The 22,998-nt window shown below is 72.0% G+C and carries 17 protein-coding genes and 1 pseudogene; 10 read left to right on the plus strand and 8 right to left on the minus strand.

Features of this window, described 5'->3' with window-relative positions; all coding sequences use genetic code 11:
* Positions 1-318: 318 nt before the first annotated feature.
* The 3 genes from ACFQ9Z_RS36570 to ACFQ9Z_RS36580 form a co-directional block, all read right to left on the minus strand.
* The gene (locus ACFQ9Z_RS36570; RefSeq protein WP_383030355.1) at positions 319-1,758 is read right to left on the minus strand and encodes a gamma-aminobutyraldehyde dehydrogenase; all 1,440 of its coding nucleotides are present in this window, start codon (positions 1,756-1,758) and stop codon (positions 319-321) included.
* Positions 1,759-1,774: 16 nt separating this feature from the next.
* Positions 1,775-2,176 carry a nuclear transport factor 2 family protein gene (locus tag ACFQ9Z_RS36575; protein ID WP_383030357.1) on the minus strand — a complete coding sequence of 134 codons (402 nt, stop codon included), beginning with the start codon at positions 2,174-2,176 and terminating at the stop codon, positions 1,775-1,777.
* A gap of 78 nt (positions 2,177-2,254) precedes the next feature.
* Positions 2,255-3,790 carry a purine-cytosine permease family protein gene (locus ACFQ9Z_RS36580; protein WP_383030359.1) on the minus strand — a complete coding sequence of 512 codons (1,536 nt, stop codon included), beginning with the start codon at positions 3,788-3,790 and terminating at the stop codon, positions 2,255-2,257.
* A 103-nt stretch (positions 3,791-3,893) separates the two neighbouring features.
* Between ACFQ9Z_RS36580 and ACFQ9Z_RS36585 the strand changes: the two genes are divergently transcribed.
* A complete protein-coding gene (locus ACFQ9Z_RS36585) occupies positions 3,894-5,345 on the plus strand; it encodes a PucR family transcriptional regulator (protein WP_383030361.1) in 1,452 nt (483 codons plus the stop codon).
* A gap of 222 nt (positions 5,346-5,567) precedes the next feature.
* On the opposite strand, the pseudogene ACFQ9Z_RS36590 reads toward ACFQ9Z_RS36585, so the two are convergent.
* A pseudogene (locus ACFQ9Z_RS36590) lies at positions 5,568-7,180 on the minus strand (PLP-dependent aminotransferase family protein).
* 86 nt (positions 7,181-7,266) lie between these two features.
* On the opposite strand from ACFQ9Z_RS36590, the gene ACFQ9Z_RS36595 reads away from it, so the two are divergent.
* Positions 7,267-8,211, plus strand: coding sequence for an EamA family transporter (locus ACFQ9Z_RS36595; protein ID WP_383030363.1), 945 nt, complete (start codon positions 7,267-7,269; stop codon positions 8,209-8,211).
* Positions 8,212-8,403: 192 nt separating this feature from the next.
* Here the strand turns inward: ACFQ9Z_RS36595 and ACFQ9Z_RS36600 are convergent, their stop codons facing one another.
* Complete coding sequence (locus tag ACFQ9Z_RS36600) at positions 8,404-8,880, minus strand: hypothetical protein (protein WP_383030365.1); 477 nt, start codon at positions 8,878-8,880, stop codon at positions 8,404-8,406.
* Between the two features lie 1,201 nt (positions 8,881-10,081).
* On the opposite strand from ACFQ9Z_RS36600, the gene ACFQ9Z_RS36605 reads away from it, so the two are divergent.
* Together ACFQ9Z_RS36605 and ACFQ9Z_RS36610 are read left to right on the plus strand one after the other, a co-directional pair.
* The gene (locus tag ACFQ9Z_RS36605; RefSeq protein ID WP_383030368.1) at positions 10,082-10,204 is read left to right on the plus strand and encodes a hypothetical protein; all 123 of its coding nucleotides are present in this window, start codon (positions 10,082-10,084) and stop codon (positions 10,202-10,204) included.
* 723 nt (positions 10,205-10,927) lie between these two features.
* Positions 10,928-11,215 carry a hypothetical protein gene (locus ACFQ9Z_RS36610; protein WP_383030370.1) on the plus strand — a complete coding sequence of 96 codons (288 nt, stop codon included), beginning with the start codon at positions 10,928-10,930 and terminating at the stop codon, positions 11,213-11,215.
* A gap of 311 nt (positions 11,216-11,526) precedes the next feature.
* Here ACFQ9Z_RS36610 and ACFQ9Z_RS36615 read toward each other — a convergent pair whose 3' ends face one another.
* Entirely contained in the window at positions 11,527-11,865 is a 339-nt protein-coding gene (locus ACFQ9Z_RS36615) for a hypothetical protein (RefSeq protein WP_383030375.1), read from the minus strand.
* Between the two features lie 42 nt (positions 11,866-11,907).
* Between ACFQ9Z_RS36615 and ACFQ9Z_RS36620 the strand changes: the two genes are divergently transcribed.
* Together ACFQ9Z_RS36620 and ACFQ9Z_RS36625 are read left to right on the plus strand one after the other, a co-directional pair.
* Entirely contained in the window at positions 11,908-12,243 is a 336-nt protein-coding gene (locus ACFQ9Z_RS36620; RefSeq protein ID WP_383030378.1) for a methyltransferase domain-containing protein, read from the plus strand.
* 168 nt (positions 12,244-12,411) lie between these two features.
* Positions 12,412-12,564 carry a hypothetical protein gene (locus tag ACFQ9Z_RS36625; protein WP_383030380.1) on the plus strand — a complete coding sequence of 51 codons (153 nt, stop codon included), beginning with the start codon at positions 12,412-12,414 and terminating at the stop codon, positions 12,562-12,564.
* A gap of 376 nt (positions 12,565-12,940) precedes the next feature.
* Here the strand turns inward: ACFQ9Z_RS36625 and ACFQ9Z_RS36630 are convergent, their stop codons facing one another.
* On the minus strand, positions 12,941-13,474 hold the full coding sequence (locus ACFQ9Z_RS36630; RefSeq protein ID WP_383030382.1) for a hypothetical protein: 534 nt from the start codon (positions 13,472-13,474) through the stop codon (positions 12,941-12,943).
* A 561-nt stretch (positions 13,475-14,035) separates the two neighbouring features.
* Between ACFQ9Z_RS36630 and mobF the strand changes: the two genes are divergently transcribed.
* A complete protein-coding gene (mobF, locus tag ACFQ9Z_RS36635; protein WP_383030385.1) occupies positions 14,036-18,832 on the plus strand; it encodes a MobF family relaxase in 4,797 nt (1,598 codons plus the stop codon).
* Positions 18,833-19,520: 688 nt separating this feature from the next.
* Here the strand turns inward: mobF and ACFQ9Z_RS36640 are convergent.
* On the minus strand, positions 19,521-19,952 hold the full coding sequence (locus tag ACFQ9Z_RS36640; RefSeq protein ID WP_383030389.1) for an ATP-binding protein: 432 nt from the start codon (positions 19,950-19,952) through the stop codon (positions 19,521-19,523).
* Positions 19,953-20,197: 245 nt separating this feature from the next.
* Between ACFQ9Z_RS36640 and ACFQ9Z_RS36645 the strand changes: the two genes are divergently transcribed.
* From ACFQ9Z_RS36645 to ACFQ9Z_RS36655, 3 genes are all read left to right on the plus strand, one after another.
* Complete coding sequence (locus ACFQ9Z_RS36645) at positions 20,198-21,451, plus strand: helix-turn-helix transcriptional regulator (protein WP_383030391.1); 1,254 nt, start codon at positions 20,198-20,200, stop codon at positions 21,449-21,451.
* Between the two features lie 14 nt (positions 21,452-21,465).
* A complete protein-coding gene (locus ACFQ9Z_RS36650; protein WP_383030394.1) occupies positions 21,466-21,828 on the plus strand; it encodes a hypothetical protein in 363 nt (120 codons plus the stop codon).
* Between the two features lie 228 nt (positions 21,829-22,056).
* Positions 22,057-22,992, plus strand: coding sequence for an ADP-ribosylglycohydrolase family protein (locus tag ACFQ9Z_RS36655; protein WP_383030396.1), 936 nt, complete (start codon positions 22,057-22,059; stop codon positions 22,990-22,992).
* Positions 22,993-22,998 lie beyond the last annotated feature (6 nt).

Consider the following 22,998-nt stretch of genomic DNA (forward strand, 5'->3'; position numbering starts at 1 on the left):
CGGGCGTGCCCGGGTCGCCGGGAACCTCGTAGCCGGCCGTCACGCCGAAGGTGGCCCAGGCCCCGGCCGGGACGAAGGTGACGGTTACTGTCACGAGCGCCACACGGGCTCCGTCTCACACCCACCGCGCCGCGCCGCGCCGGTGCCGCCGACCCGGGGTGTGAGCGGCCTCGTGGTGGAGGTCGGCCGATCATGCTGGAGCGGTTGCCCCAGGAAGCCCGGGAGTGTCTCTGCGCGCCCGCGCCCTACGCCAGGCTTGATGAGTGGACCCCTCGGCCGCCCCGGGACAGCCCGGGGCGGCCGACGAGTTGCCGGACCTCAGAGCGACGTCATGACGTGCTTGATCCGGGTGTAGTCCTCGAAGCCGTACGCGGAGAGGTCTTTGCCATAGCCGGACTTCTTGAACCCGCCGTGCGGCATCTCGGCGACCAGGGCCATATGGGTGTTGATCCACACACAGCCGAAGTCGAGTCTCTTCGACATCCGCATCGCCCGCGCGTGGTCCTTGGTCCACACCGAGGAGGCCAGCGCGTAGTCGACGCCGTTGGCGTACCGCACGGCCTGGTCCTCGTCCGTGAAGGACTGGACGGTGATGACCGGGCCGAAGACCTCGTTCTGGATGATCTCGTCGTCCTGCTTCAGGCCGGAGACCACGGTCGGGGCGTAGAAGTAGCCCTGTTCGCCGACCCGGTGGCCGCCCGCCTCGATCCTGGCATGTTCGGGGAGGCGCTCGATGAAGCCGCTGACCTGGGCCAGCTGGCCCGCGTTGTTCAGCGGTCCGTACAGCACGTCCTCGTCGTCCGGCAGCCCGGTCCTGGTGTCGGCCGCTGCTTCGGCGAGGGCGGCGACGAATTCGTCGTGGACCGTCTCGTGGACCAGGACGCGGGTGGCGGCCGTGCAGTCCTGCCCGGCGTTGAAGAAGCCGCCGATCACCAGGCCCTCGACCGCCTTCGCCAGATCGGCGTCCTCGAAGATCACGGCCGGGGCCTTGCCTCCGAGTTCCAGGTGGACCCGCTTGACGTCTTTCGAGGCGCTCTGGGCGACCTGGATGCCGGCGCGTACCGAACCGGTGATGGACGCCATCGCGGGGGTCGGGTGCTCCACCATCAGACGGCCCGTCTCACGGTCACCGCAGACCACGTTGAAGATTCCGCGGGGCAGTGCCAGCTCCTCCAGGACACCGCCGATGATCTCGGCGATCAGAACGGTGGAGGCCGGGGTGGTGTCCGAGGGCTTGAGGACCACTGCGTTGCCCGCCGCGAGCGCCGGGGCGAACTTCCACACCGCCATCAGCAGAGGGTAGTTCCATGGCGCGACCTGGGCGCACACACCGACCGGCTCGCGGCGGATGACAGAGGTCATTCCCTCCATGTACTCGCCGGCCGAGCGGCCCTCCAGCATGCGCGCCGCGCCCGCGAAGAAGCGGACCTGGTCGATTGCGGGGGCGAGTTCCTCACTGCGGGTGAGGTGGAGCGGCTTGCCGGTGTCCCGGCTCTCCGCGGCCACCAGTTCGTCGGCCCGTGCCTCCATCGCGTCGGCGATCTTCAACAGTGCGCGCTGCCGTACGGACGGTGTGGTGTCGCGCCAGATGGGGAACGCCGAGGCCGCGGCCGCCATCGCAGCGTCCACGTCCGCGGCCCCGGAGAGCGGGGAAGTCGCGTAGACGTCACCAGTGGTGGGGTCCACCACATCGAGCGTGCGGCCGTCCGAGGCGTCCGCGAACGCACCGTCGATGTAGTTGCGGAAGGTGGTGCTCATGAAACGTATCCCCTGGTCAGACGGCGGCACGGGCGGACAGGTGCTCGTGGACGGCGACCCAGCGGCCGCCGTCGGCGCGGGTGAAGACGATGGTCTCCCGTTCGTGGACCGTCTCCTCGCCGGTGTGGGTGGCGACCCGGGTCTCGACGTCGTGACTGAAGACGGCCGTGTCGCCGAAGTGCTGGATCAGCTGTGCGGACGAAGTGCAGCCGAGGATCCGGAAGCCGTCCTGTTCCACCCACTGCTGCCACAGCGCCCGGTACTCGGCCGTGGAACCGAGCCGCTGCGGGGTGGTGTGGAAGACGAAGGTCGCGTCGGGGGCGAAGGCGCCGAAGTAGTCGTCGAGACGGCCCTCGGCGAAGGCGGCGACAAGCGCGTCCGCAGCGGTCCGGACCTCCTGGACGGTGGTGGTGCTCATGCACGGCTCCTGGTCACGGGCGTTCGGCGGTCGAGGCCGGAACGCAAGGCGTTCGGTTACGTAGGTGACGGCGAGGCCTCAGTGGGCCGCGGCGGGCTCGGTGGCGGTCTCCTCGGTGTCGCCGGTGATCGGCGGCACCGGGGTATCCGACGCCCGCACGAATCGGGGCCCGGCCGGCCCGTACACGGCGCGCGGTTCGGGGAACACAGCGAGCAGGGCGAGGTAGAGCACGATCGCGAGGGCGAGGCCGACCGGCAGCGAGATGTCCGTGCCGCCCGCGAGATCGCCGAGCGGGCCGACGAACTGGCCGGGCAGGTTGGTGAAGAGAAGCGCCACGACGGCGGAGACGAGCCAGGTGGACATGCCGCGCCAGTTCCAGCCGTGCGTGAACCAGTAGCGGCCGCCGCGTTGACGGCGGTTGAAGACCTGCAGAGCCTCCGCGTCGTACCAGCCGCGCCGGGTGACGTAGCCGAGCGTCATGACGATCATCCACGGCGCGGTGCAGGTGATGATCAGCGTGGCGAAGGTGGAGATGGACTGCGCGAGGTTGAGCGCGAAGCGGCCGGCGAAGATGAACGCGATGGACAGCGCACCGATGAAGAAGGTGGCCTGGACGCGGCTGAAGCGCGTAAAGACGCTGGAGAAGTCGAGCCCCGTGCCGTACAGGGACGTCGTGCCGGTGGAGAGGCCGCCGATCAGGGCGATCAGGCACAGCGGCAGGAAGTACCAGCCCGGTGAGATCGCGAGCAGTCCGCCCACGTAGTTGGGGGCGGCAGGGTCGACGTACTTCTCGGCCTTCGACGCGATGATCGACGCGGTGGCCAGGCCGAAGAGGAACGGCAGCAGGGTGGCGATCTGGGCGAGGAACGCGGCCCCCATCACCCGGCGGCGCGGCGCCCCGGCCGGGATGTAGCGGGACCAGTCACCGAGGAACGCGCCGAAGGAGACCGGGTTGGAGAGCACGATCAGCGCGGAGCCGATGAACGAAGGCCAGAACAGCGGGTCGGCCGTGGAGGCGAAGGCTCCTGGGTAACCGGGGTCGAAGTCGCCCACGAAGGCGAAGGCGCCGAGCACGAAGAGGGCCGACGCCGCCAGCACCGCGATCTTGTTGACCAGCAGCATGAACCGGAATCCGTAGACGCAGACGACCAGGACGAGCCCGGCGAAGATCGCGTACGCGATGCCGTATGTCAGGTCCGACTCCGGGACGTGGACGAGCCGGTGCGCGCCGCCGACGAGCGCGTCCCCCGAGGACCACACCGAGATCGAGAAGAACGCGATGGCGGTGAGCAGGGAGAGGAACGAGCCGACGACCCGGCCGTGCACACCCAGGTGCGCGGAGGAGGAGACAGCGTTGTTCGTGCCGTTGGCGGGGCCGAACAGCGCCATCGGGGCCAGCAGGAGCGCACCTGCCACGAGACCGAGGACGGTCGCCGCGAGCCCCTGCCAGAAGGAGAGGCCGAAAAGGATCGGGAAGGCGCCCAGCACACAGGTCGCGAAGGTGTTGGCACCGCCGAAGGCGAGCCGGAACAGATCGATCGGGCGGGCTGAACGGTCCTTGTCCGGGATCCGCTCGACACCATAGGTCTCTATCTCGGTTACCGAGGCCGTCATGGGTGCTCCACCTTCTGGTCGTGCAGGGGCGACGGTGCACAGTGTGCGGCCCGCGAATGACCAGCGACAATTGTGTCTGCCACAGAGCCGTACGCTGTTTTGTGTGGCCAGCAACAAACTCACCGTCGGCGATCTGCTCTCCTTCCCGGCGCTCCAGCTCTCCGTGAAGGCCGGCAGCGCCGGTCTGGACCGGTCCGTCTCCTGGGCGCACGCAAGCGAGCTTGCCGATCCCACTCCCTGGCTCCTGGGCGCCGAGGTGATCATGACGGCGGGCCTGGCGGTCCCCCGTACTGCGGCCGGACAGCGCGCCTACCTGGAGCGGCTGGACGACGCCGGGGTATCCGCTCTCGCCCTCTCCGCGCAGCTGCACATGCCCCCGCTGCACGATGCGTTCTTCCAGGCGGCGGAGGAGCGGGGCTTCCCGGTCCTCGAAGTGCCGCTCGCCGTCCCGTTCATCGCGGTCGCCCAGGAAGTCGCGGCCGCGGCCCAGGAGGACGCCCGGCACCGGCTGGGCGCGCAGCTCCAGGTCTTCGGCGCGCTGCGCTGGCTGGTCGCCGAGGATCTCGACACGCCGACACTTCTGCGCCGCCTCGAAGACCTGTCGGGTTACGACGTCTATCTCTGCACACCGCAGGGCCACCCGCTCCTGCCCGGTATTCCCGTGCCGGATCCCGCTGTCCTGCCCGCTTCCACCGACGCCCCGCCGACGATCCCCGGCGGATTCGTCCTCCCGGTGCCCGCGCCCGGCGGCCCGGCGGGATTTCTGGTCGCATACGAGCGTCAGGGCGCCCAGCCCGCGGGACTCGCCGTCGTCCAGCACATCGCCACGGTGGCGGCGCTGCGGCTGGCGATGATACGCAACGAGCGCGAGACGCTGCGCCGCGAGGGCGCGGAGACACTGGCCGAACTACTGCAGGAGGCGCTCGAGCCGGAGGTGGCGCGCCGCCGGCTCGCCCGGCACGCCATCGAGGGCGACACCGTACTGCTCGTGGTGCGCCACACCACCGACGAGGCGCTGCTGTCCTGTCTGCAGGACCAACCCCATCTGCTGCTCACCCGCGGTGAGGACCGCTACGTCCTCGGGCCGTCGGAACTGGCGGTGGCCGTCGGTGAGCTTCAGGCCGGGGCAGCCGGGGCCAGCCGCCCCTTCCTGCCGGGCGCCGCGCTGAAGGTCGCCCAGCGCGAGGCGCTCTGGGCGGTCGCCAAGGCCGTGGAGTCGGGTCGCCCCGTCGTCCGATACGGCGACGACGCGACGGGCCGGTGGCTGCCCGACGACCCCGCTGCCCTGACCGCGCTGGTCGAGTACGTGCTTGGCGCGGTCCTGCGCTACGACGAAACCCACGACTCCCAGCTGCTGGTCTCCGCCCGCACCTGGATGGAGCGCGACCGCCGCACCGAGACGGCCGCGGCGGCGCTCCACATCCACCCCAACACCCTCGCCTACCGGCTACGCCGTTTCGCTGCTCTCACCGACCGTGATCTGACATCGACGGGAGCCCTGACCGAGGTCTGGCTGGCGATCCAGGCAGCGGGGGCGCTTGGCCTGACCGATTGAGCACGTTCGCGGCAGGCCGGGAGGGCAGAGCGCAGCGAGCCGTCCCAAGCGGAGGGCGAGCGGGGCGACGACGCCTGACGTCACCGGACGATCCGTCGCCGGGGGCCGGGTGAGCGTGCACCTTTTTTCGGCGCTGTCACCGGTTCCCGGCCCGCCTGCCGTCCAGCAGTCCGTGCAGGTGCGCGGCGGCGTTTTGGATGGGTGGCCCGGGCGGCGGCGGGGTCAGGCGGCAGCGGGCAGGGCCCGCAGCGCCTCCCCGATGAGGGCGATGCCCTCCTCGATCTCGTGGGCGGCGCCCGCCGCGTAGCCGAGGACCAGGCCGGGCGGGCCGGGGGTGAGGCGGTGCCAGGACAGGGGGTGGGCCTTCACACCCCGAGCGAGCGCGGCCGCGGCGAGGTCGGTGTCGCGGACGCGGCTGCCGGGCCCGTCGGCGAAGGTGACCATGAGGTGCAGTCCCGCGGCCGCCCCGTGGACGCGGGCGCCGGGCAGGTGTGCCTCGACGGCCCGCACCATCACGTCCCGGCGCCTGCGGTGGCGGCGCCGGACGTGGCGCAGGTGCCGTTCGAGCTCGCCCGAGTCCATGAGCCGGGCCAGGATGAGTTGGGTGAGGATGCCGTTGCCGAGGTCGGCGTACCGCTTGGCGGTGACCAGGGCGTCGCGCAGACGCGGCGGAACCAGGAGCCAGCCGACCCGCAGTGCGGGGGCGAGCAGCTTGGAGACGCTGCCCGCGTAGCAGACCCCGTCGGGCAGGAGCGAGCGCAGTGCCGGTACGGGGGGCCGGTCGTAGCGGTGCTCGGCGTCGTAGTCGTCCTCGATCACGACGCCGCCCTCGGCCGCCCAGCACAGCAGCTCGCGCCGGCGTTCCCCGTCCAGGACCACGCCGGTGGGGAACTGGTGCGCCGGGGTCATCAGCACCGCCCGGGCCCCGCAGACCCGCAGCGCGTCGACGTCCAGGCCGCCGGCGTCCACGGGGACGGGGACGGTCGTGTGGCCGCCGTACTCCAGCTGCTGGCGCGCGCCGAGCGAGCCGGGGTCCTCGACGGCGACACTGTCGACGCCCTCGGCACGCAGCAGTTGCCCGAGCAGCCCCAGGGCCTGCGCCACACCGGCGACCACCACGACCTCGTCCGGTTCGGCGCGGATGCCGCGGTTGCGGGCCAGCCAGCCGGCAACGGCCCGCCGCAGCGCGGGCGCGCCCTGGGGGCTGCCGTAGCCGAAGTCGGCCGGGGTGACTGCGGCGAGGACGGCGCGTTCGGCGCGCAGCCAGGCGGTCCGGGGAAAGGCGGCGAGGTCGGGCACGCCCGGGCAGAGGTCGATCCGGCAGGGCAGGCCGCGCAGGGCGTCGACGAGGCCGTCGCGGTGGGGGAGGCGAAGAAGGCGTCGGGAACGGGGGTGGGGGTGCGAGGGTGGGAGGCCCGATGCCCGGCGGCGGGGGGTGACGAGGACGAGGGAGGGCCGGATGCGGAGGAGGCTGTGGGCAGGGCTGAGGAAGACGCCGCGGGCGCCGGGGCGGCGACGACCACCGTGCCGCCTGCGCCCCGGCCGGCGATCTGGCCCGACTCCGACAGCCGACGGTAGGCCTCGGTGACCACGCCCCGGGTGACCCGGAGCTCCTCGGCGAGCACGCGGCTGGCGGGGAGCCGCGTCCCGACCGGCAGCCGGCCGTCGGCGATGGCCGACCGCAGCCGGTCGGCGAGCCAGGCGGTCCGCCCGCCCGGGGGCGCGTCGGCGACGTCGAGCTGCAGGAAGTCGGAACCGAGGGAGGCACCGGGCCGAGACGGACGGCCGTCGGCCGCGCCGCCGGCCCCGCAAGCCGTACCGGCCGATCTCCCCATCGCGTCCGCTGCGGCGGTCTTGGACCCCTCGACCGACGGCTCTTTGGACCTGCCCATGGCGTCCATTGTGCGACCAGGGTGGACCCATGGACACCCCTTCCGCATCCTTCGCGCCCCTGGTCCCCGGCATGCTCGGGATGGTGCTGGTCGGCAGCAGCGTCAGCGTGTCGCACGCGCTCGTCGATGCGCCCCTGTTCACCGCCCAGGCCGTGCGCTACGCGGCCGCGACCGCGATCCTGCTGCTCCTCGCCCGGCTCGCCGGAACCCGCCCGGTCCGGCCGCGCGGCCGGGAGTGGCTGTGGCTGGCGGGACTCGCGGTGACGGGGCTGGTGCTGTTCAACGTGGCCGTGGTGCGGGGGGTCGCGCACGCGGAGCCCGCGGTGATCGCGGTCGCGGTGGCGTCGGTGCCGGTGGTCCTCGGGGTCCTGGGCCCGCTGCTGGAACGGCGCGCTCCGAGCCGGCAGGTGCTGCTGGCGGCGCCCGTGGTGGTGGCGGGCGCGGTCCTGGTGGAAGGCACGGGCCGTACGGATGCGGCCGGGGTGGCCTGGGCGGCCCTGGCCCTGGGCTGCGAGGCGGCGTTCACGCTGCTGGCGGTACCCGTGCTCGGCCGGCACACGCCGTGGGGGGTGTCGGTGCACGCGTCATGGCTGGGCGCGGTGCTGTTCACCGTCCTCGGCGTGACACGCGAAGGTCCCACGGCGGCGGGAGAGCTGACGCGAGCGCAGTGGGCGGCCGTGGGCTACCTCGCACTGCTGGTCACCGCGGTCGCCTTCGTGCTCTGGTACTCGACCGTACGCACCGTCGGTGCCGGCCGCGCGGGCCTCCTCACAGGCATCGCCCCGCTCGCGGCGGCAGCGACCGGCACGGCGACGGGCACGGGGCTGCCGGGACCCTCGGTGTGGCTGGGGATCGCGGTGGTGATCGGGGGACTGGCCGGGGGGCTGCGGGCGTCTCGGGCTCACGGCGCAGCCGCCTCCGTGGACGCCGCGCCCCGGACCGCACCCTCGCCCACGTCGGCGCGCTCCAGGTAGGCACAGGGGCGACGGCCGACAACGCTTGCCCTCCAGGTAGCTGCTGCCTCGGTAAGCAGTTATCGGTCGTGATCTCTCAAAGGAGCGGTGCGGCTTCCTCGGTGTCCGTGGCTCGCCGGCGAGTGGCGGGCACCGCATCTGGCTGTCAGCTCCTCTCCACAGCCGGTTACCGGCTGTGGAGAGGAGCGCGTGTCAGAAGGACTCGGAGGGCGAGGCCAGTGAATCGAGGTGCCTGCGCCAGGCCGCGCTCACGCTTGGGATCTTCGTGGTCAGGCCGTCTTCTTTGGTGAAGGCGAGGCCTTCGCTGTAGGCGCCGCCACCGCAGCCGTCGGGCTGGCGGGTCAGCTTGACGTCGGTGGACGCGTCGATCTTGGGACGGGTGCTCCCCTTGGGAGTGACGCGGAAGCGGACTGTGCCAAGGTGCTCATCCACGTCGTCGGGAAGGCGCAGGCTGATCCGGGTGATGTCCTCCTGTTCCAAGTGGCCCTTGCCGCATCTGCCTCCTGCGCAGAGTTCGTAGGAGGCGCCGGCCAGGTCGGTGTAGCCCCGCTGGAGGAACATCACGCCGATCTGCGAGGTGACGCCGACTCCGGCGCACGGCTTGGAGCTGCTGCACGCCGACGCGGTCATCGCCACGACGGACACGGCGGCGAGGACTGTGAGTCTCACCGTTCGTTTCACCACTTCTTGACCCCTCCGGGAAGCGCCTCTTCTGCCAGAGCGATGTCCGTGAAGAAACACCGTGCACTTGCCGTCCCAGCCGTCACTGCACTCGCTGTCGTCGCTCACCGAGTCGCAGCCAGCACTCGAGATGATGCCCTTGGCGTTGACGTGGCCGTTCGACTTCACGGTGTAGACGGGGCCGCCGGAGTCACCGGAGATCACGCACGATCCGGAGTGGTGCACTGCCCCCGGCGCGGCCGCCGCTGACCCTCCGCCAGCGGCCACCCGGCCCCGACACCCTGAACAGCCATGGACTCCCAGCCCCCACCACCCGTCCCGCGCCGGGACACCACGTTCCGTCGCAGCCCCGCGCCCACCCCGACGCGTTCCCCGGCCCCCTTTCACGGGGTGCAGGGGCGACAAGCCCCGGCCTCGTACACCGCGTCCCGGCACCGCACTCACCACCGGCTCACCGCGCACACCGCCATCACGCACAAAGTGCCAGAGGTACTCGGCGAACCGCCCGCCACCGGCCGGGGATCGCCTGCCCCGTGGCATCACCGGCCCCTTTGCCTCTTTCCCCGGCCCCCAGGCGCGGGCCCGTACACCGTGTCCCGACCCCGCCCCACCGCGCCGGGCACACCGCGTCCCGCCCTGCCCTGCCGCGCCCCCACGCCCGCCCGCGTGCCGCCGCCGTCCCCGACCCCGCCACGGTTCGGACGCCGCCGGACCCCCGCCCCCCTCAAGGCGAGTCCGGCCCCCGCTCTCCCGGACCGAAAAGGGGCATCCCCGTATAACCACCCTTCCGCACTCTCCCGCCATCACGATCCGCCCCGCGCGGGCCGACGAGCTCGACACCTATTTCGCCCTCACCCTGCTCGTCGACCTCCATCTGGCCGCCGACCATCTCCACGCTCTGAAGGACACCATCGGACAGGCCCTGGAGGACGAGAGGGGACCGTTCTCCCACGGCTTCAACCACTTCCTGTTCGCCGTCACGCCGACAGCACCCCCGCCGGCGCCGTCCACGCCGGCCGGGCCCGATGGATGCTGGAGCGGCAGATCCCCACCCACACCCGGCGCGCTCTCATCGAGCGGGTCTCCAACATCAACACCATCGCCGTCCACCCCGACCACCGCCGTCAAGGCATCGCGTCCAGCCCTGGCCCGCGTCGAGACCGACTTCCGCAACGCCGGATACCGGGCTTTGACGCTGCGCCAAGAACACGACAGGAAACGCTTCTTCACGTCCCACGGCTACACCAGCCTCCCGCGGCTCGCCATGGACCTGCCGTCCTTCGGGCTCTTCACCCACTACGACTTGGGCTGAAAGTACGCCGCTCGACCCCACCGTCACCTTCACCTCCCAGCGCGGAGTCACGACCGTCACCGGCCTCCTCGACTGACTCACCCGGCACCCACCCCCGGCCTCCGCCCCCGGCACCACCCCACCCGTCCCCCAGTCCCACGGTCCGGGGGACGGGGGCCGACGAACCGCCGTCGCCGCTTGCCGCCCTAACCCCCCGAGCCCTGGACCGTGTAGCCCGGCGCGCCCCGCACGCCAGCAGCTCACACAAGAGGCCCCATGCTGTGACCACTCCCGACCCGACCACCCCCGGCCCGGCCGCCGGGGCAGACGTGCTGGGGCAGAACCTCACCGACACACTGAACTCTCTCGCAGGCGCCGGGCAGTTCCCGCACTTCCTCAACCTGTACGGGCCGAACAACGACCGGCAGCACCAGCCCTACATCAGCGCGCACGCCTACGCCCCCTGGGTGGTCTACGACCTGGCCACCAGGAAGTTCACCGTGCCCAGCCGGAAGAGGGCCCTCAGCGGGCGAGCACTCCCAGCGCCCCCGGCGCAGCCGCCGCTGACCCACGACCAATGGCCACGCGGCCCCGGCACTCGCACGCCGTACGCCGCGCCGAGCACCCCGCGCGCTGCACGTCGGCGCACCGACCCCAGGCCGGAGTACCCGTTCGCCATCTCCGACGTCGCCCGCACCACCGCGCGGCTCCTCGACCCGGCTGGATGGCAAGAGGTCGGGTTCTGTGGCGTCACTGCCGGCGGAGGCTCCCCGCACGCACCGAACCGTCTTCGAGTTCACCGTGGACTACGAGGGCGATCTGTGCATCAGCTACCGGGCGGACCCCCGCGACGACTTCCCCGACAGCTCGGAACTACCCGAGGGCGCGTGTAGGTACGAGGAAGGCGTCTACCTCGAGCTCGCCAACGCCGCCGACGGACTCGACGCTCTCGCCGAGCGGTCCGCCGCCGCGATCCGCACCATCATCGGCTCGCACCCCAGCCCACGTCCCTGGCCGCACGGTCGACGGTGACCCCGGCCCGGGCATCACCCCCACCATCAGCTGACCCTCCGGCGACCTCGGCCCCGTGCCGCGCCGGGGCCGACCCGCGCGCCCCTGCTCACGTCCCGGTCCCGCGCCCACCCACCGCCCAGCGAGGGACCCCGCCGCCACGGCCCACCCTGGCCTCATCCCGGCCCTGCGCCGGGCGGGGGCTCGGCCGCACCCCGGCGCAGGGCCGAGCTCGACCCGCGCCCGCCCAGGTACCAGCTCGGCCCGTATCGACCACCGCTGCGAACGTCACGCCCACCCCGCACCGCGACTCCGGCCACCCTGGCAGCGCCTCACTCACCGGCCCAGGCGCCCTCGACGGCCCGGCCGGCGAAGCCGTCGGGGAAGGTGCCAGTGGGGGAGCGGCTGCCAAGGGCATCCACCGGCCCCGCAGCCAGCCCTCCAGCCGTCTGCCGCCCCGCCTCGGCGACCTGTACGGGGGTGAAACGGGCCGGGCACCCCGAGCACCCGCGGTCGGCCAGGGTCGGCAGCCGGCGAAGCGGTCGAGCCATCCGTACGGGGTCCAGGCGCAGGCCCGTCTCGCGGGCGATGTACGCGTCGGGCCGCCCGTGGGCACGCAGATGACCGGGGCCGCAGGCTGCCGTGCCCGTGCCGGGCAGAGCGACCGTCACGTATCCCCGGCTTCCACAAGGCCACCGCCCTATCGTTGGCCGATGCGCGCGCACCCTATTGTCCGTCCAGCCGATCTCGACGTCGTCCGTGACTCCTATGACCAGGTGGCCGATAACTACGCCCACATGGTGGTGACAACGGGCAGGGGCGACATCCGTCGCCATCCCTGGCTCAAGGCGTCGATCGACGCCTTCGCCGACACCGTGGGCGAGCTTGGGCCCGTCCTCAATGTCGGCTGCGGCCCCGGCACGGTGACCGGTTACCTCGCCGAACGCGGACTCGACGTATCCAGGGTCGACCTCTCTGCCCGCATGATCGAGAACGCACGCCGTCTCCAACCGCACTGCCGCTTCAGCCACCGACCTCGACCTCGCTGAAGCCTCCCTCAGAGGCGTACTCGGGTGGTGGTCCCTGTTCAACCTCTCCCGCGATGTCCCTCCCCAGGTCCTCGCCCATTTCGCGTACGCCCTGAGACCGGGCGGGCACCTCATCACCGGCACACACGTCGGCGACGAGGACGCGGTGCGCACGGGGCATACGGAGGAGTGCCCGTTCGCTGGACCACGCACAAGTGGCGGCCGGAGCAGCTCGTGGACCTGACCGAACAGGCCGGACTACACCCGGTCGCCGAACTCCGGCTCCCCGCGGATGAGTGGAGCGGGCCGTGCGTGGTCGTCATGGCCAAGCGCCCCGCCTGAGAACCCCAGACTCCAAAGGAGCACGCCCCGGACTACTGCCTGCTCCCTCCACCTCGCCGCCCCCTGGGCCAACCAGCGGCCCCACCGCGGAAGCCCGGCCCCGGCCCTGCCCCGCACCCTGGCCCCGAGGTAACGGGGGCCGCCCCACGCCCACACCTCACCGAGACTCCGGCCACCCCGGCCGCGTCACACCCACCGGCGTAGGAGTCCCCGGCCCGGCCGACGACGCCGTCGGGGCAGCGGCAGGGGGAGGCGTCAGAGGGGAAGGCACCAGCGCGGGAACGGCTGCCCAGGCACCCACCGGCCCGGCACCTGCCAGACCGGCCACGCGCACACCACCCCGCTACCCGCCGCCGCTCCCTACCCCCACCGCGCCTCACCGCGCCTCCGGCCATTCCGGCCGCGCCTCGTCCACCGAACCAGGCGACTCCGCACCCTCGGCCGACCCGGCCACCCGCGCCGCGCCCGCCGGGGGAGTAACCACCCGTTCCTCGCCCGCCGGACCAGCCGCACTTACCCCATCACGTCGCTGCTCCCCGCCCGCAGCCGTCCCCCGAACAGCCCCGGCCCCCTCCGCGCCCGGCTCCTGCCCGGCCCTTGCCTCACGGGCCAGCCGCCGCAGCTCCTTGATCCGCTCCACCCCCACCCCGAGACGGTGTCCGCACCCGGCCACCGTCTCCCCGGCCTCACCCATCGCCCACACCACCCGCGCCGCCTGGCTCCGTGCCGCCTCAATCCGCACCCGACCGCGTTCCCGCACTCGACGCACTTCCTCCTCCACCTTTGCGGCCACCGCCTGCTCGTCCTCCAGCGCCAACTCGAAGTCGGCCGCCTGCTCGTCGAGCGCCGCCTCCCGCCGCAGCCGTTCCGCCGCGGCACGCCCGCTGCTCCGCCACCCGCGCCGCGGCACGCTCCAACGCCGCCTTTCGCCGCGCCAGTACCCCGCCGCTCTTGCCCCTGCTCCTGGTTTCGCTTGCCGTCACCGAAAGCCACCTCCCGGCCGTCAGGGCCCGCCGGTCGCGGGCCGCCACGCGGCCAGTCACAGCCGCCCGCCCCTTGCACCGACTGGCGGCGCCGTCCGTGTCCCAAGTCGTAGAACCCCACCAACGCGCCTGATCCTGCTGCCGGAATGGCACCCCGCGCCGGGCGGGGGAAGTCCGGCGCGGGGTGCCAGCAGGTGCGGCTCTGCTGGAGACGGGGGAGGGGCCCGGGCGCGGTGCCGGTGGTGCGTGGACGCCACGGGTGCCGGAGCTGCCGGGTGAGAGTCGGTGCTGGGCAACCGTCTGCCACCGGCCCCGGGGCAGACGGTTGCCGAGTACCTCTGGCACTGGCGCCCCCGCATTGGCCTCCAGGGCCGATGTCCCTCCCGGCGGGACGCGTTGGAAGATCGTATTCAGGGCTGTGGGAGGTTCGGGGCTCCGCGCCGGATGATGCCCGCATCGACTCGCATGGCGGTGGTCTTCTGGCGGTTATGGGTATGGCAGCGAAGGCGATCACAGCGGGACGCGAACGCTACTACCGGCGCGATATCGCCCTTGGCGACGGCGCCCGGGGCACCGAGTTGACGGTGTCCTCCAGCGTGCCGGGAGTCCCGCCGGGCGTCTGGCACGGACAGGCCGCGGCTGCTCTGGGTCTGTCCGGCATCGTCAGCGACGCGCAGATGCGGGCCCTGTTCGGGCTCGGCATGCATCCCGATGCCGTGGCGATCGTCGCCCAGCGCTTGGGTGAGGGCGCCTCGCTCAAGCAGGCGATGAGGGCGGCCAAGCTCGGCCCGGCCGTACCGCAGTTGGCCGACTTCTCGCCGCTTGACAGGGAGATCGAGGAGGTCCTCGAGGAGGTCAGTGAGCAGCTGTGCCGGCCGCTGACGAAGGCCGAGACCAGGGACGTGCGGATGCGGTGCGCGGCGCGTGCCTACCAGGCCGAGTACCACCGCGCCCCGGCCGACGGCGCCGAACTCCGACGGTTCCTGACCGCCCGTACCGGCCCCCAGCGCCGCGCCCTGACCGGCTACGACCTCACCTTCTCCTCCGAGGAGCTGTCGCTGCTGTTCGCGCTCGGCGGTCCCGACGTACGCAGGACCGTCCTCGAGGTCCTGGCCCAGGCACGCTCGGAGACCCTGGCCTGGATAGAGCACAACGCGCTCGCGGTGCGCACCGGCCCCGGTGGCACGGCCCAACTACGGGCCGAGCCGGGCCTGCTGGCCACGGTCTACCTGCACTACGAGTCCCGGGCGGGCGATCCGATGCTGCACGAGCACGTGGTCATCTCCCCTCGCGTCAAGGGACCGGACGGGCGCTGGCGCAACCTGGACTCCCGGCTCCTGCTGCGTGATGTCGTGGCGGCCAGTGAGCTGTTCAACCAGCGCTCCCTCGAGCTCGTCTGCTCCCGGCTGGGCCTTGTCACCGAGGAGGTCGAGGTCACGGCCGGCCAGCGGCCGGTGATGCGTATCGCCGGGATCGACCCGCGGCTGCGTGCCACCTTCGCGCAGCGGGGCAACGCCGTACGGACCGCGGCGGACGCCCTCTTCGACGACTACCGGCGCCGCCACGGACGCCAGCCGCACGGCGCGGCCCGCTACACGCTGCTTGAGCGGGCACGCGCCCAGAGCAGCCCGGCCAAGCGCAAGGCGCGCTGCCTGGATGACCTCCTGGCCGCGTGGCGGCGCCGTGCGATCGCCGCCACCGACCGTGCCACCGTCGATCAACTGCTCGCCACCGCGCAGGCCGCCGCCCACGCCCGGGCCCAAGCTCGGCCTGCGCCGGCCGTGTTCGAGGTCGCTGCGGCGGTCGAGGACGTCCTTGCGGTGGTCGCCGGGCGGCGGACGACGTTCCGCCGCCGCCACGTGCTGGCCGAGGCCCGCCGCTACCTGATGCGGACCCTGGCCGGGGCCACCGCCCCGCCCGGCGCGGCGGAGCGGATCACCGATAGGGTCCTCACCCACGGCGACTGCGTGGACATCACCCCGCCCGAGATCAACCCCCCGCACCCCGATCTGGAGCGTGCGGACGGCACATCCGTCTACCGGCCGATCGGCTCGCAGACCTTCACCACCCGCTCCCTGCTGGCCGCCGAGAGTCGGCTCCTGGCCGCCGCCCGCACCAGCGTCATCCCACCGGTGGGCCGAGGGACGTTCGCCCGCGTTGCCGCCCTGCACCGCGGCCCCATGGACGCCGGGCAGCGCGCACTGGCCTCCTCCTTCACATGCTCCGAGCAGCTGCTGCTGGCCGGACTCGGCCCGGCCGGCGCCGGGAAGACCACCGCGATGCGGCTGGTCGCCGCGGCCGTCGACGCGGCCGGCGGACGCTTGATCCCCCTCGCCCCGTCCTCCCGCGCGGCGAAAGTCCTCGGCGACGACCTCCAGCTGCGGGCTCACACTCTGCACTCCTGGCTCCACCAGCGCACCCGGTCCGTCAACGACAGGCAGGGCACAGAGGACTTCCGGCTCCAGCCCGGCGACGTCGTCCTGGTCGATGAGGCGGGCATGGCGGGCACCCTCCTGCTCGATCGGGTCCTCGCCGACGCGGCGGCCGCTGGGGCGGTGGTGCGCCTGCTCGGTGACCCGCATCAGCTTGCCGCCGTCGAGGCCGGGGGAGCGCTCCGGCTGATCTCCCGGGCGGGCTCGGCGGTGGAACTCGACCGGCTGCACCGCTTCCGCGTCCCCGGCGAGGCCGACGCCTCCCTGGTGCTACGGGACGGCCCAGAGCCTCGGGCCGCGTTCGCGTGGTACCGGGACAAGGGCCGGATCGTCGCCGGAAACCACGACGCTATGTCCGATGCCGTCTTCACCGCCTGGGCCAGCGACCTCGCCAAGGGACTGTCCTCGCTGATGACGGCCGCCGATACGGCGACCGTGACCGCCCTCAACCAGCGGGCGCAGGCCTGGCACATCGCCGCCGGCACCGTCGACACCAGTCAGGCCGCGCCCCTGCGCGCCAGCCAACATGCGCACGTGGGCGACGTGATCGTCACCCGTCTCAACCGGCGGCGCATGCTCGTGCGCGGCGGACGGGACTTCGTGAAGAACGGCGACACCTGGAGGGTCACCAAGATCCTGCCCGACGGTGACGCGATAGTCCGCCAGACCCGGCACCGCGGCCGTATCCGGCTGCCCGCCGACTACCTCGCGAGCCAGTGCGAGCTCGGCTACGCCTCGACCATTCACCGCGCCCAGGGCATGACGGTCGACACCTCCCACGCGCTGGCCTCCGCCCGCTCCACCCGCGAAGGCGTCTACGTCCAGCTCACTCGCGGGGCGCGCACGAACCGGCTCTACGTGACCCTCGACGACGGCGACCGCCTCGACGACGTTCTCGCGTCGATCGCTGCCCGGCGCCGCGTGCAGGTCTCGGCGACCGAGTCGATCGCCGCGCTGCAGCGCGATATCAGCGCGCCCGGCACGTTGTCGGCGGAGTTCGCCGACGTCGCCGAACGCGCCACTACCGCCCGGCTGACCGGCCTCCTCGAAGACGCCCTCGGCCCGGACCGGGCCGCGACGTTCCTGGCCGCCGACGCCTACCCCGCCCTGATACGCGCGCTGGCCGACGCCGAGCGGGCCGGGTTCGACCTGCCCCGGCTGCTGAACCGCACCGTGCCCGCGCGCGGGTTCACCGACGCCGACGATCCGGCGGCGCTGCTGACCTGGCGGCTGCGCCAGCACCTCAAGGACGCCACCGAAGCCCAGCAGGATGACCGGCCCCGTCCTCTGGCCGCGCTCACGCTGACCCAGCTGCACACCCTGACCCGGCTCTCCGCCTCCCACCGGGCCGTGGCCCGTGAAGCGCTCACAGCGGCCGACGCCGCCTTCACCCACCTGCCCGCCCCTGTCACCACCCGCGCCGGCCACACCCATCCCGCATGGGATCAGCGGCCGATGGGCGGCCTCTCCCGCCGCGAGCTCGCCGCCCAACTGGCCACCGTCCGCACCCAACTCCGCCACGCCCAAGCCGACAGGACCGAGCTGTCGGCGGCCGCCCGGCACCACATCACCGACCTCACCCGCGAGTCCCAACTGCGCCGTGCCCTGACCTGGCGCGACCTGGCCCGCGAGGACTTCCAACGCGAACAGGCCACCCGCAAGGCCGCTCCCGGCGCCACTTCCCTGGCCGCGATCCGCCGCACCCTCAAGACACGGCAGACCGCCACGCATCATCGCCGGCGGTGGGCGCGTGCCGCGCTGGCCCGTGCCGACGCCGTCTCCGACAAGATCTACGCCGAACTCCGCTTCCGTGAACGGCTGCCCGACCACCTGCCCTATCGGCCCAACCACCGCGGTGAGATACCGGATTGGGTCGCCGATTCCCACGCCCTGACCCACCCCGACACCCCCGCCCACTGGCGCACACACCTCGCCGAACGCCACCGCATCCTGGTCCGCTCGCTCGCCGACCGCGGCCACACCCTGGCCGCGAACCCGCCCGCCTGGGCCCGCCCCCTCGGCCCGCCACCATCCACCCGCACGCCCCGACGCCGCCATGTCTGGGCCACCACGGCCGCCCTCGTGGAGCTGTGGGGCACCCGCCACGCCATCACCGGTGAGCCCGGACTGGGCTCGCGCCCCGCCGACCTAGGCGACGCCGCCGCGTGGGACGACCTCGATGCCCGGGTGCGCGCCCTGAGCGGACGGCGTCGCCCGCTGCACCTTCCGCCGTCCGACGCGCCCGCCTCCGTCATGATCGCCGCGGCCCTCGACCACCTCGACGCGCCGCCGCCCGGCGGGCCCTTGCCCGACCACCCGGCCCTGCGCGACCCCCTCGGCATCGCCTCCGCTTCCTACGCAGCACTGGACGCGCGTCTCGCGCGGCGCGCTCTGGCCGCCGTCCTCGCCGGTGAGCCCCTGCCGGAGGCGTGGATGGAGGAGATCACCGCCCCCGGAACGGACGACGAGGACGAGCAGCGGACCTACACCCGGCTGCTGACCGCCATCAGCGACTACCGACGCCGACACCACCGCGCCGGCCCCGGCCCCCTCGGGCCACGCCCGGCGGGCCTGGACGGCGACGAGTGGGACCACCTCACCGACGCCATCGACCTCTACACCCACGCCCGCGTCCAACACCGCCTTGAACAGATGCGGGCCCGCACCGCCGCCGAACGCGCCGCCCTGCTGCCACCCACCTCGCCGCAGCGCCAGCAGCCCCCGCCCGGGCCCAACCGGCCCGGTCACCGGCCCCGACCCGCTGAACAAGGTGAGCATGCACTTCACATCCGGACCCGGCCGCATCCCACTGGCGGGCCGCACCCTGGCCGTCCTGGACGGGGCGATCGGTGACGATTCGCGGTTCCGTCAGTGCACCTTCGACGCCACCTGGGGCCCCGGTGTCGCGGCGGCCCTGATGGGCGACTCGTGGTCGAAGCCGCGTATGAGCACGCCGGCCGGAGTGAAAAGGACGGCGAAGTCGTCTTCAGAGCCGTTCTCCGGGTAACGGAGCCGGGCAGGGTCGGGGAAGAGGGCGGCGGTCTTCGCGCGCAGGGATGGTCCACAGCAGTCGCGGGGATTCGTAGGGCACGAAGATGAGCTCTTCGTCCTTGCGGGCAGGGGGGATCGGAGCGAGCGTGAGGGGGTTGTACTCGATGCCGGCCACCCCCCACGGCAGGGCGTTCTTCACCCAGGCGGCCACAGCCCCAGCGCGGAGGTGCGGGCAGTGCTGGAGCGATTCGGCCGCACAGGGCTCGTGGATGGGCGCGTGTAGACAGCATGGATAATCTGTGGCCAGCTCGGTCCCTCCGCGCCTTGTGGGAACCTCAGGGGTGGGCCGGGCCGTCAACAGTCGCCCGCACGGTGTGGCGGGCGGGTTCTTCCAGGAGCTGTTCCAGGTCGTCGTACATGGCGTCCAGGCCCAGTGGATGTCAGCGCGCCATTTTCGACAGGGCGTCGCGCAGTTGTCCGGCTGCCAGGGGCGGCTTCCACTTCGGGATCGCTGCGGGGTCCGGAGGAAGACTTAACGCGGCCTGGGACATCAGGACACCTCCTGATGCGCCGGCTGCTCCAGCAGTGCCCAGACCGCCTTGCCCCACACCTTGCGGTCGTATCCCCAGTCCTTGCTCATCTCGGCGACCAGGAGGAGCCCGCGTCCGCCTTCCGAGTCCCCTCGCACCTCACGCAGTCGAGGCACCAGCCGGTTGGTGTCCGAGACGATGATGAGGACGGTCCGTGCGTCGGTGCGCGAGATGCGGAGGCGGAAGCGACGGCATCCGGAGTGCGTGATGGCGTTGCTCACGAGTTCGGAGGTGACGAGGGCGCCGATCTCCGTGAGTCCCTCTATGCCCCACTTGGAAAGAGCCGCCGTGATGAGCCGGCGTGCCTTCGCTGCCGACTCGGGCTGGCAGTCCCACGTCTCCGAGAAGCTGGGAACGTCCGTCCCAGAGAATCTGACAGCGGTCGTCGTCACGAGGTCGTCCCTCCGTGGGGGGCTTGGGTCGCCCGGCCCTGCGCTGTGACGCCCCAGGGCCGGGCTTTCCTTTTCCGCAGGGAGGGGGGAACCATGGTGGTGTTGGTAGCTCCGTGCGGCTGGTGAATAGCCAACCGCTGAAGATCCGGGCGAACAACGGCATCCATGAGGCATCCTGGATGCACCTTTGATGCACGGGGTGCGCCGCCTGGATAAACCCCTGGCCAAGCGGGGAGGCAACCAGCGTGGGTCTTGCTGAGCGGCGCAAAGCCTTGGGCTACAGTCAGGAGACGTTCGCACACGCTCTCGGCGTAGACCGCACGACGGTCGGCCGCTGGGAGCGCCGAGAGACACAGCCAACACCCGAGCAGCGCCCCAAGATTGCGCATGCGCTGGGCATGGAACTCTCTGCACTCGACGCACTGCTGACCCCGCCCCAAGCCGAGCCTCCGGAGTCTGCGGCGTCGCCGATTAGTCCTCCCAACGGTTCCGGGGGAATCGACGACATGATCCGACGCGAGTTTTTGCGCTTGCTGGCGGTAACAGGCGCGCTCACGGCCCTCGAAGCTGACACAGAGGCGATTGCGGAGTCCGCCGACCGCGGTTCCACCGATGACTTTCACCTCATGAACGGGCACCTGTGGCAGGTGTATCAACTAGCCCGGTCCAAGCGCTCCGTCACCGCAGTCGTGCAGGAGCAGCTCTCCGCGCTCAACGACGCCCTGAAGTCGGCACCTTCGAGGTACACCGACAGCCTCTGCACGGCCGCAAGTGACCTCTTCCAACTGGCCGGCGAGTTGGCGTTCGACGAGAACCGGTACATGGACGCCGCTGCGGCCTATACCCTCGCTGCCTCCGCCAGCACGCAAGCCCGGTCTTTCGACCTGTGGGCGTGCGCGCTGGTCCGGCAGTCGTATGTGGACCTCTACGCCCGCCGGTTCTCGGAGGCCGCCGACACGCTCGACGTGGCGCGACGAGTGGCCGCCCGAGGGGACAGCTCCCTGTCGACCAGGTACTGGGTGGCGTCCGTTCAAGCGGAGGCGTACGCGAACCTCGGCGACCTCACCGCCTGCGAGCGCGTGATGGACGAGGCGCAGGAGGTGGCCAGCCTGCCGACGCCCGAGCACAACGCCGGCTGGCTCCGTTTCGACGGCTCACGGCTCGCCGAGGAGCGCGGCGCCCGGTACGTACAGCTCGGTCGACTGGACCTCGCAGAGGACGCGCTGAAGAACGCCCTGGACTCCGGCGCCCTCAGGAATGGCACTTCGTTCCGCCGCCGCGGTGTTGTGCTGGCGGACCTGGCCGCCATCGGCGCGAAGCGGCATGACACGGAACAGGTCCTGACGTACGGGACTGAGGCGCTTCAGCTGGCCAGACAGTCGGGCTCGGGGTATGTCGCTCGTAGACTCCAGAGGCTGCGGGCGGAACTCGGCTTACTGGGTGGGGACCGTCGTGTGGCCGATTTGGACGCCGAGATCGGTGTTCTGTGCACGACGTGACGGAAAGGATTGGCATGACGGCCGATGGCGCTCGACTGTTTCGTGAAGCGTGGATCGACGGGGTGAGGAAGCACTTCCCCGGCGAGCCCAAGCCGAGCTACGTCACCCCGTGGGAGGAAACCCCCGACTGGGAGAAGGAGGCGGCCGGCGCCGTGTACCGGCAAGTCGTCCAATTCGTCGAGGAGAGCGATGGCAACGCTTCCCGGCTCTCTCGTGAGCAGCGGGGCCGCTTCGTCGCCACGTGCTGGACGGCGCAGATGTTCAAGCACTTCGGTGACCCCAAGCCGGCATACGTGGCCGACTGGCCCGACCTGCCCCAGTGGCAGCAGGAGACCGACTCCGACATCTTCGAGGCCATCGCCGACTCACTGTCCTGATCACGACGCCTCACTTCCCTGTGTGGGAAGCGGGGCGTGCGTGTTTCAGAGCCGCCCTTGGGGACGTCCGCGCCTTCACTGCCTCGGCCCGACAGTTGGGTGCGGGCCGGGCGGCGTCTCAGGTGGTGCACCTCTGTAGACGACACACGTTCGTCGCCGATGGGTCGGGGAGCCCAAGGATGAAATAAGGCCGCGCGGCCGTCGGCGCGGCACGGATAGCCTGCGCGGATGGAGCGGATGCAGTGGGCCGCTGGCGCGGTTGTCGGCTCAGCGGTGGGTGACGCGCTTGGTGGTCCCTTCGAGTTCGGTCCCCAGGGGGCGTTCTCCGCTCGGTTTCCCGCGCCTGGTGTCGGTGGAGAGATGTGCGGAGGCGGTGGCTGGGACCCCGGCGAGGCCACTGACGACACGCAGATGGCCGTCCTGGTCGCGGAGTCGCTGCTGGAACAAGGCGGACTGGATCTGCCGGACATCTTCGCCCGCTTCCAGCGGTGGGCAGCCGCAGAACCGAAGGACATCGGCTTGCAGACCGAAGACGTCCTGACCAACGGCATGCCCTGGGACCTCGCCGCCGCGATCCATTTCCAGGTCAGCCAACGAGCAGCGGGAAACGGCGCGTTGATGCGGGCATCGACCTCCGCAGTCCACTTCGCGGCCGCCGGCCAAGAAGCCACCATGGACGCTGCGCGCCGCATCGCTGCTCTCACCCACGGGGACCGCGCGGCCTGGGAAGGCACCGCGATCTTCCACGAACTCATCCGCGTCACGTTCGAGGACACCGACCCCCTCGCCGCGCTCCCGGACATCCTGGCTCTCGTCCATCCCGACCACCGCGGCCGCTACGCCGCCGTCCTCGCGCCCGACTGGCATCCCGATCAGGCAACCGAGTTCAACGGTGCCGTCTGGCCCTGCCTGGGCTCCGCCGTGTGGGCCCTGCGCACCACCACCAGCTTCGAAGACGCGATACGCGCGGCGATCGACCTCGGCGGTGACACGGACACAGTCGCCGCGGTGACCGGAGGCCTCGCAGGGGCGTACTACGGGCTGGACGCAATCCCCACCCGCTGGACCCAGCCACTCCATGTCCCCCTCCCAGGCTTCGACGGACGGGTCCTGCACCTGACAGACCTGCTCCACCTTGCACACCGCCTCGTAGAGGGCCGCTGATGAGAC

It is taken from the genome of Streptomyces sp. NPDC056580, assembly GCF_042793175.1.
GTDB lineage: Bacteria > Actinomycetota > Actinomycetes > Streptomycetales > Streptomycetaceae > Streptomyces.

Coding starts and splice junctions, on each gene's coding strand:
- ACFQ9Z_RS36580 (WP_383030359.1), bottom strand. CDS start 3,790: ATGACGGCCTCGGTAACCGAGATAGAGACCTATGGTGTCGAGCGGATC.
- mobF (WP_383030385.1), top strand. CDS start 14,036: ATGGGTATGGCAGCGAAGGCGATCACAGCGGGACGCGAACGCTACTAC.
- ACFQ9Z_RS36595 (WP_383030363.1), top strand. CDS start 7,267: ATGGACACCCCTTCCGCATCCTTCGCGCCCCTGGTCCCCGGCATGCTC.
- ACFQ9Z_RS36655 (WP_383030396.1), top strand. CDS start 22,057: ATGGAGCGGATGCAGTGGGCCGCTGGCGCGGTTGTCGGCTCAGCGGTG.
- ACFQ9Z_RS36570 (WP_383030355.1), bottom strand. CDS start 1,758: ATGAGCACCACCTTCCGCAACTACATCGACGGTGCGTTCGCGGACGCC.
- ACFQ9Z_RS36620 (WP_383030378.1), top strand. CDS start 11,908: ATGCGCGCGCACCCTATTGTCCGTCCAGCCGATCTCGACGTCGTCCGT.
- ACFQ9Z_RS36575 (WP_383030357.1), bottom strand. CDS start 2,176: ATGAGCACCACCACCGTCCAGGAGGTCCGGACCGCTGCGGACGCGCTT.
- ACFQ9Z_RS36650 (WP_383030394.1), top strand. CDS start 21,466: ATGACGGCCGATGGCGCTCGACTGTTTCGTGAAGCGTGGATCGACGGG.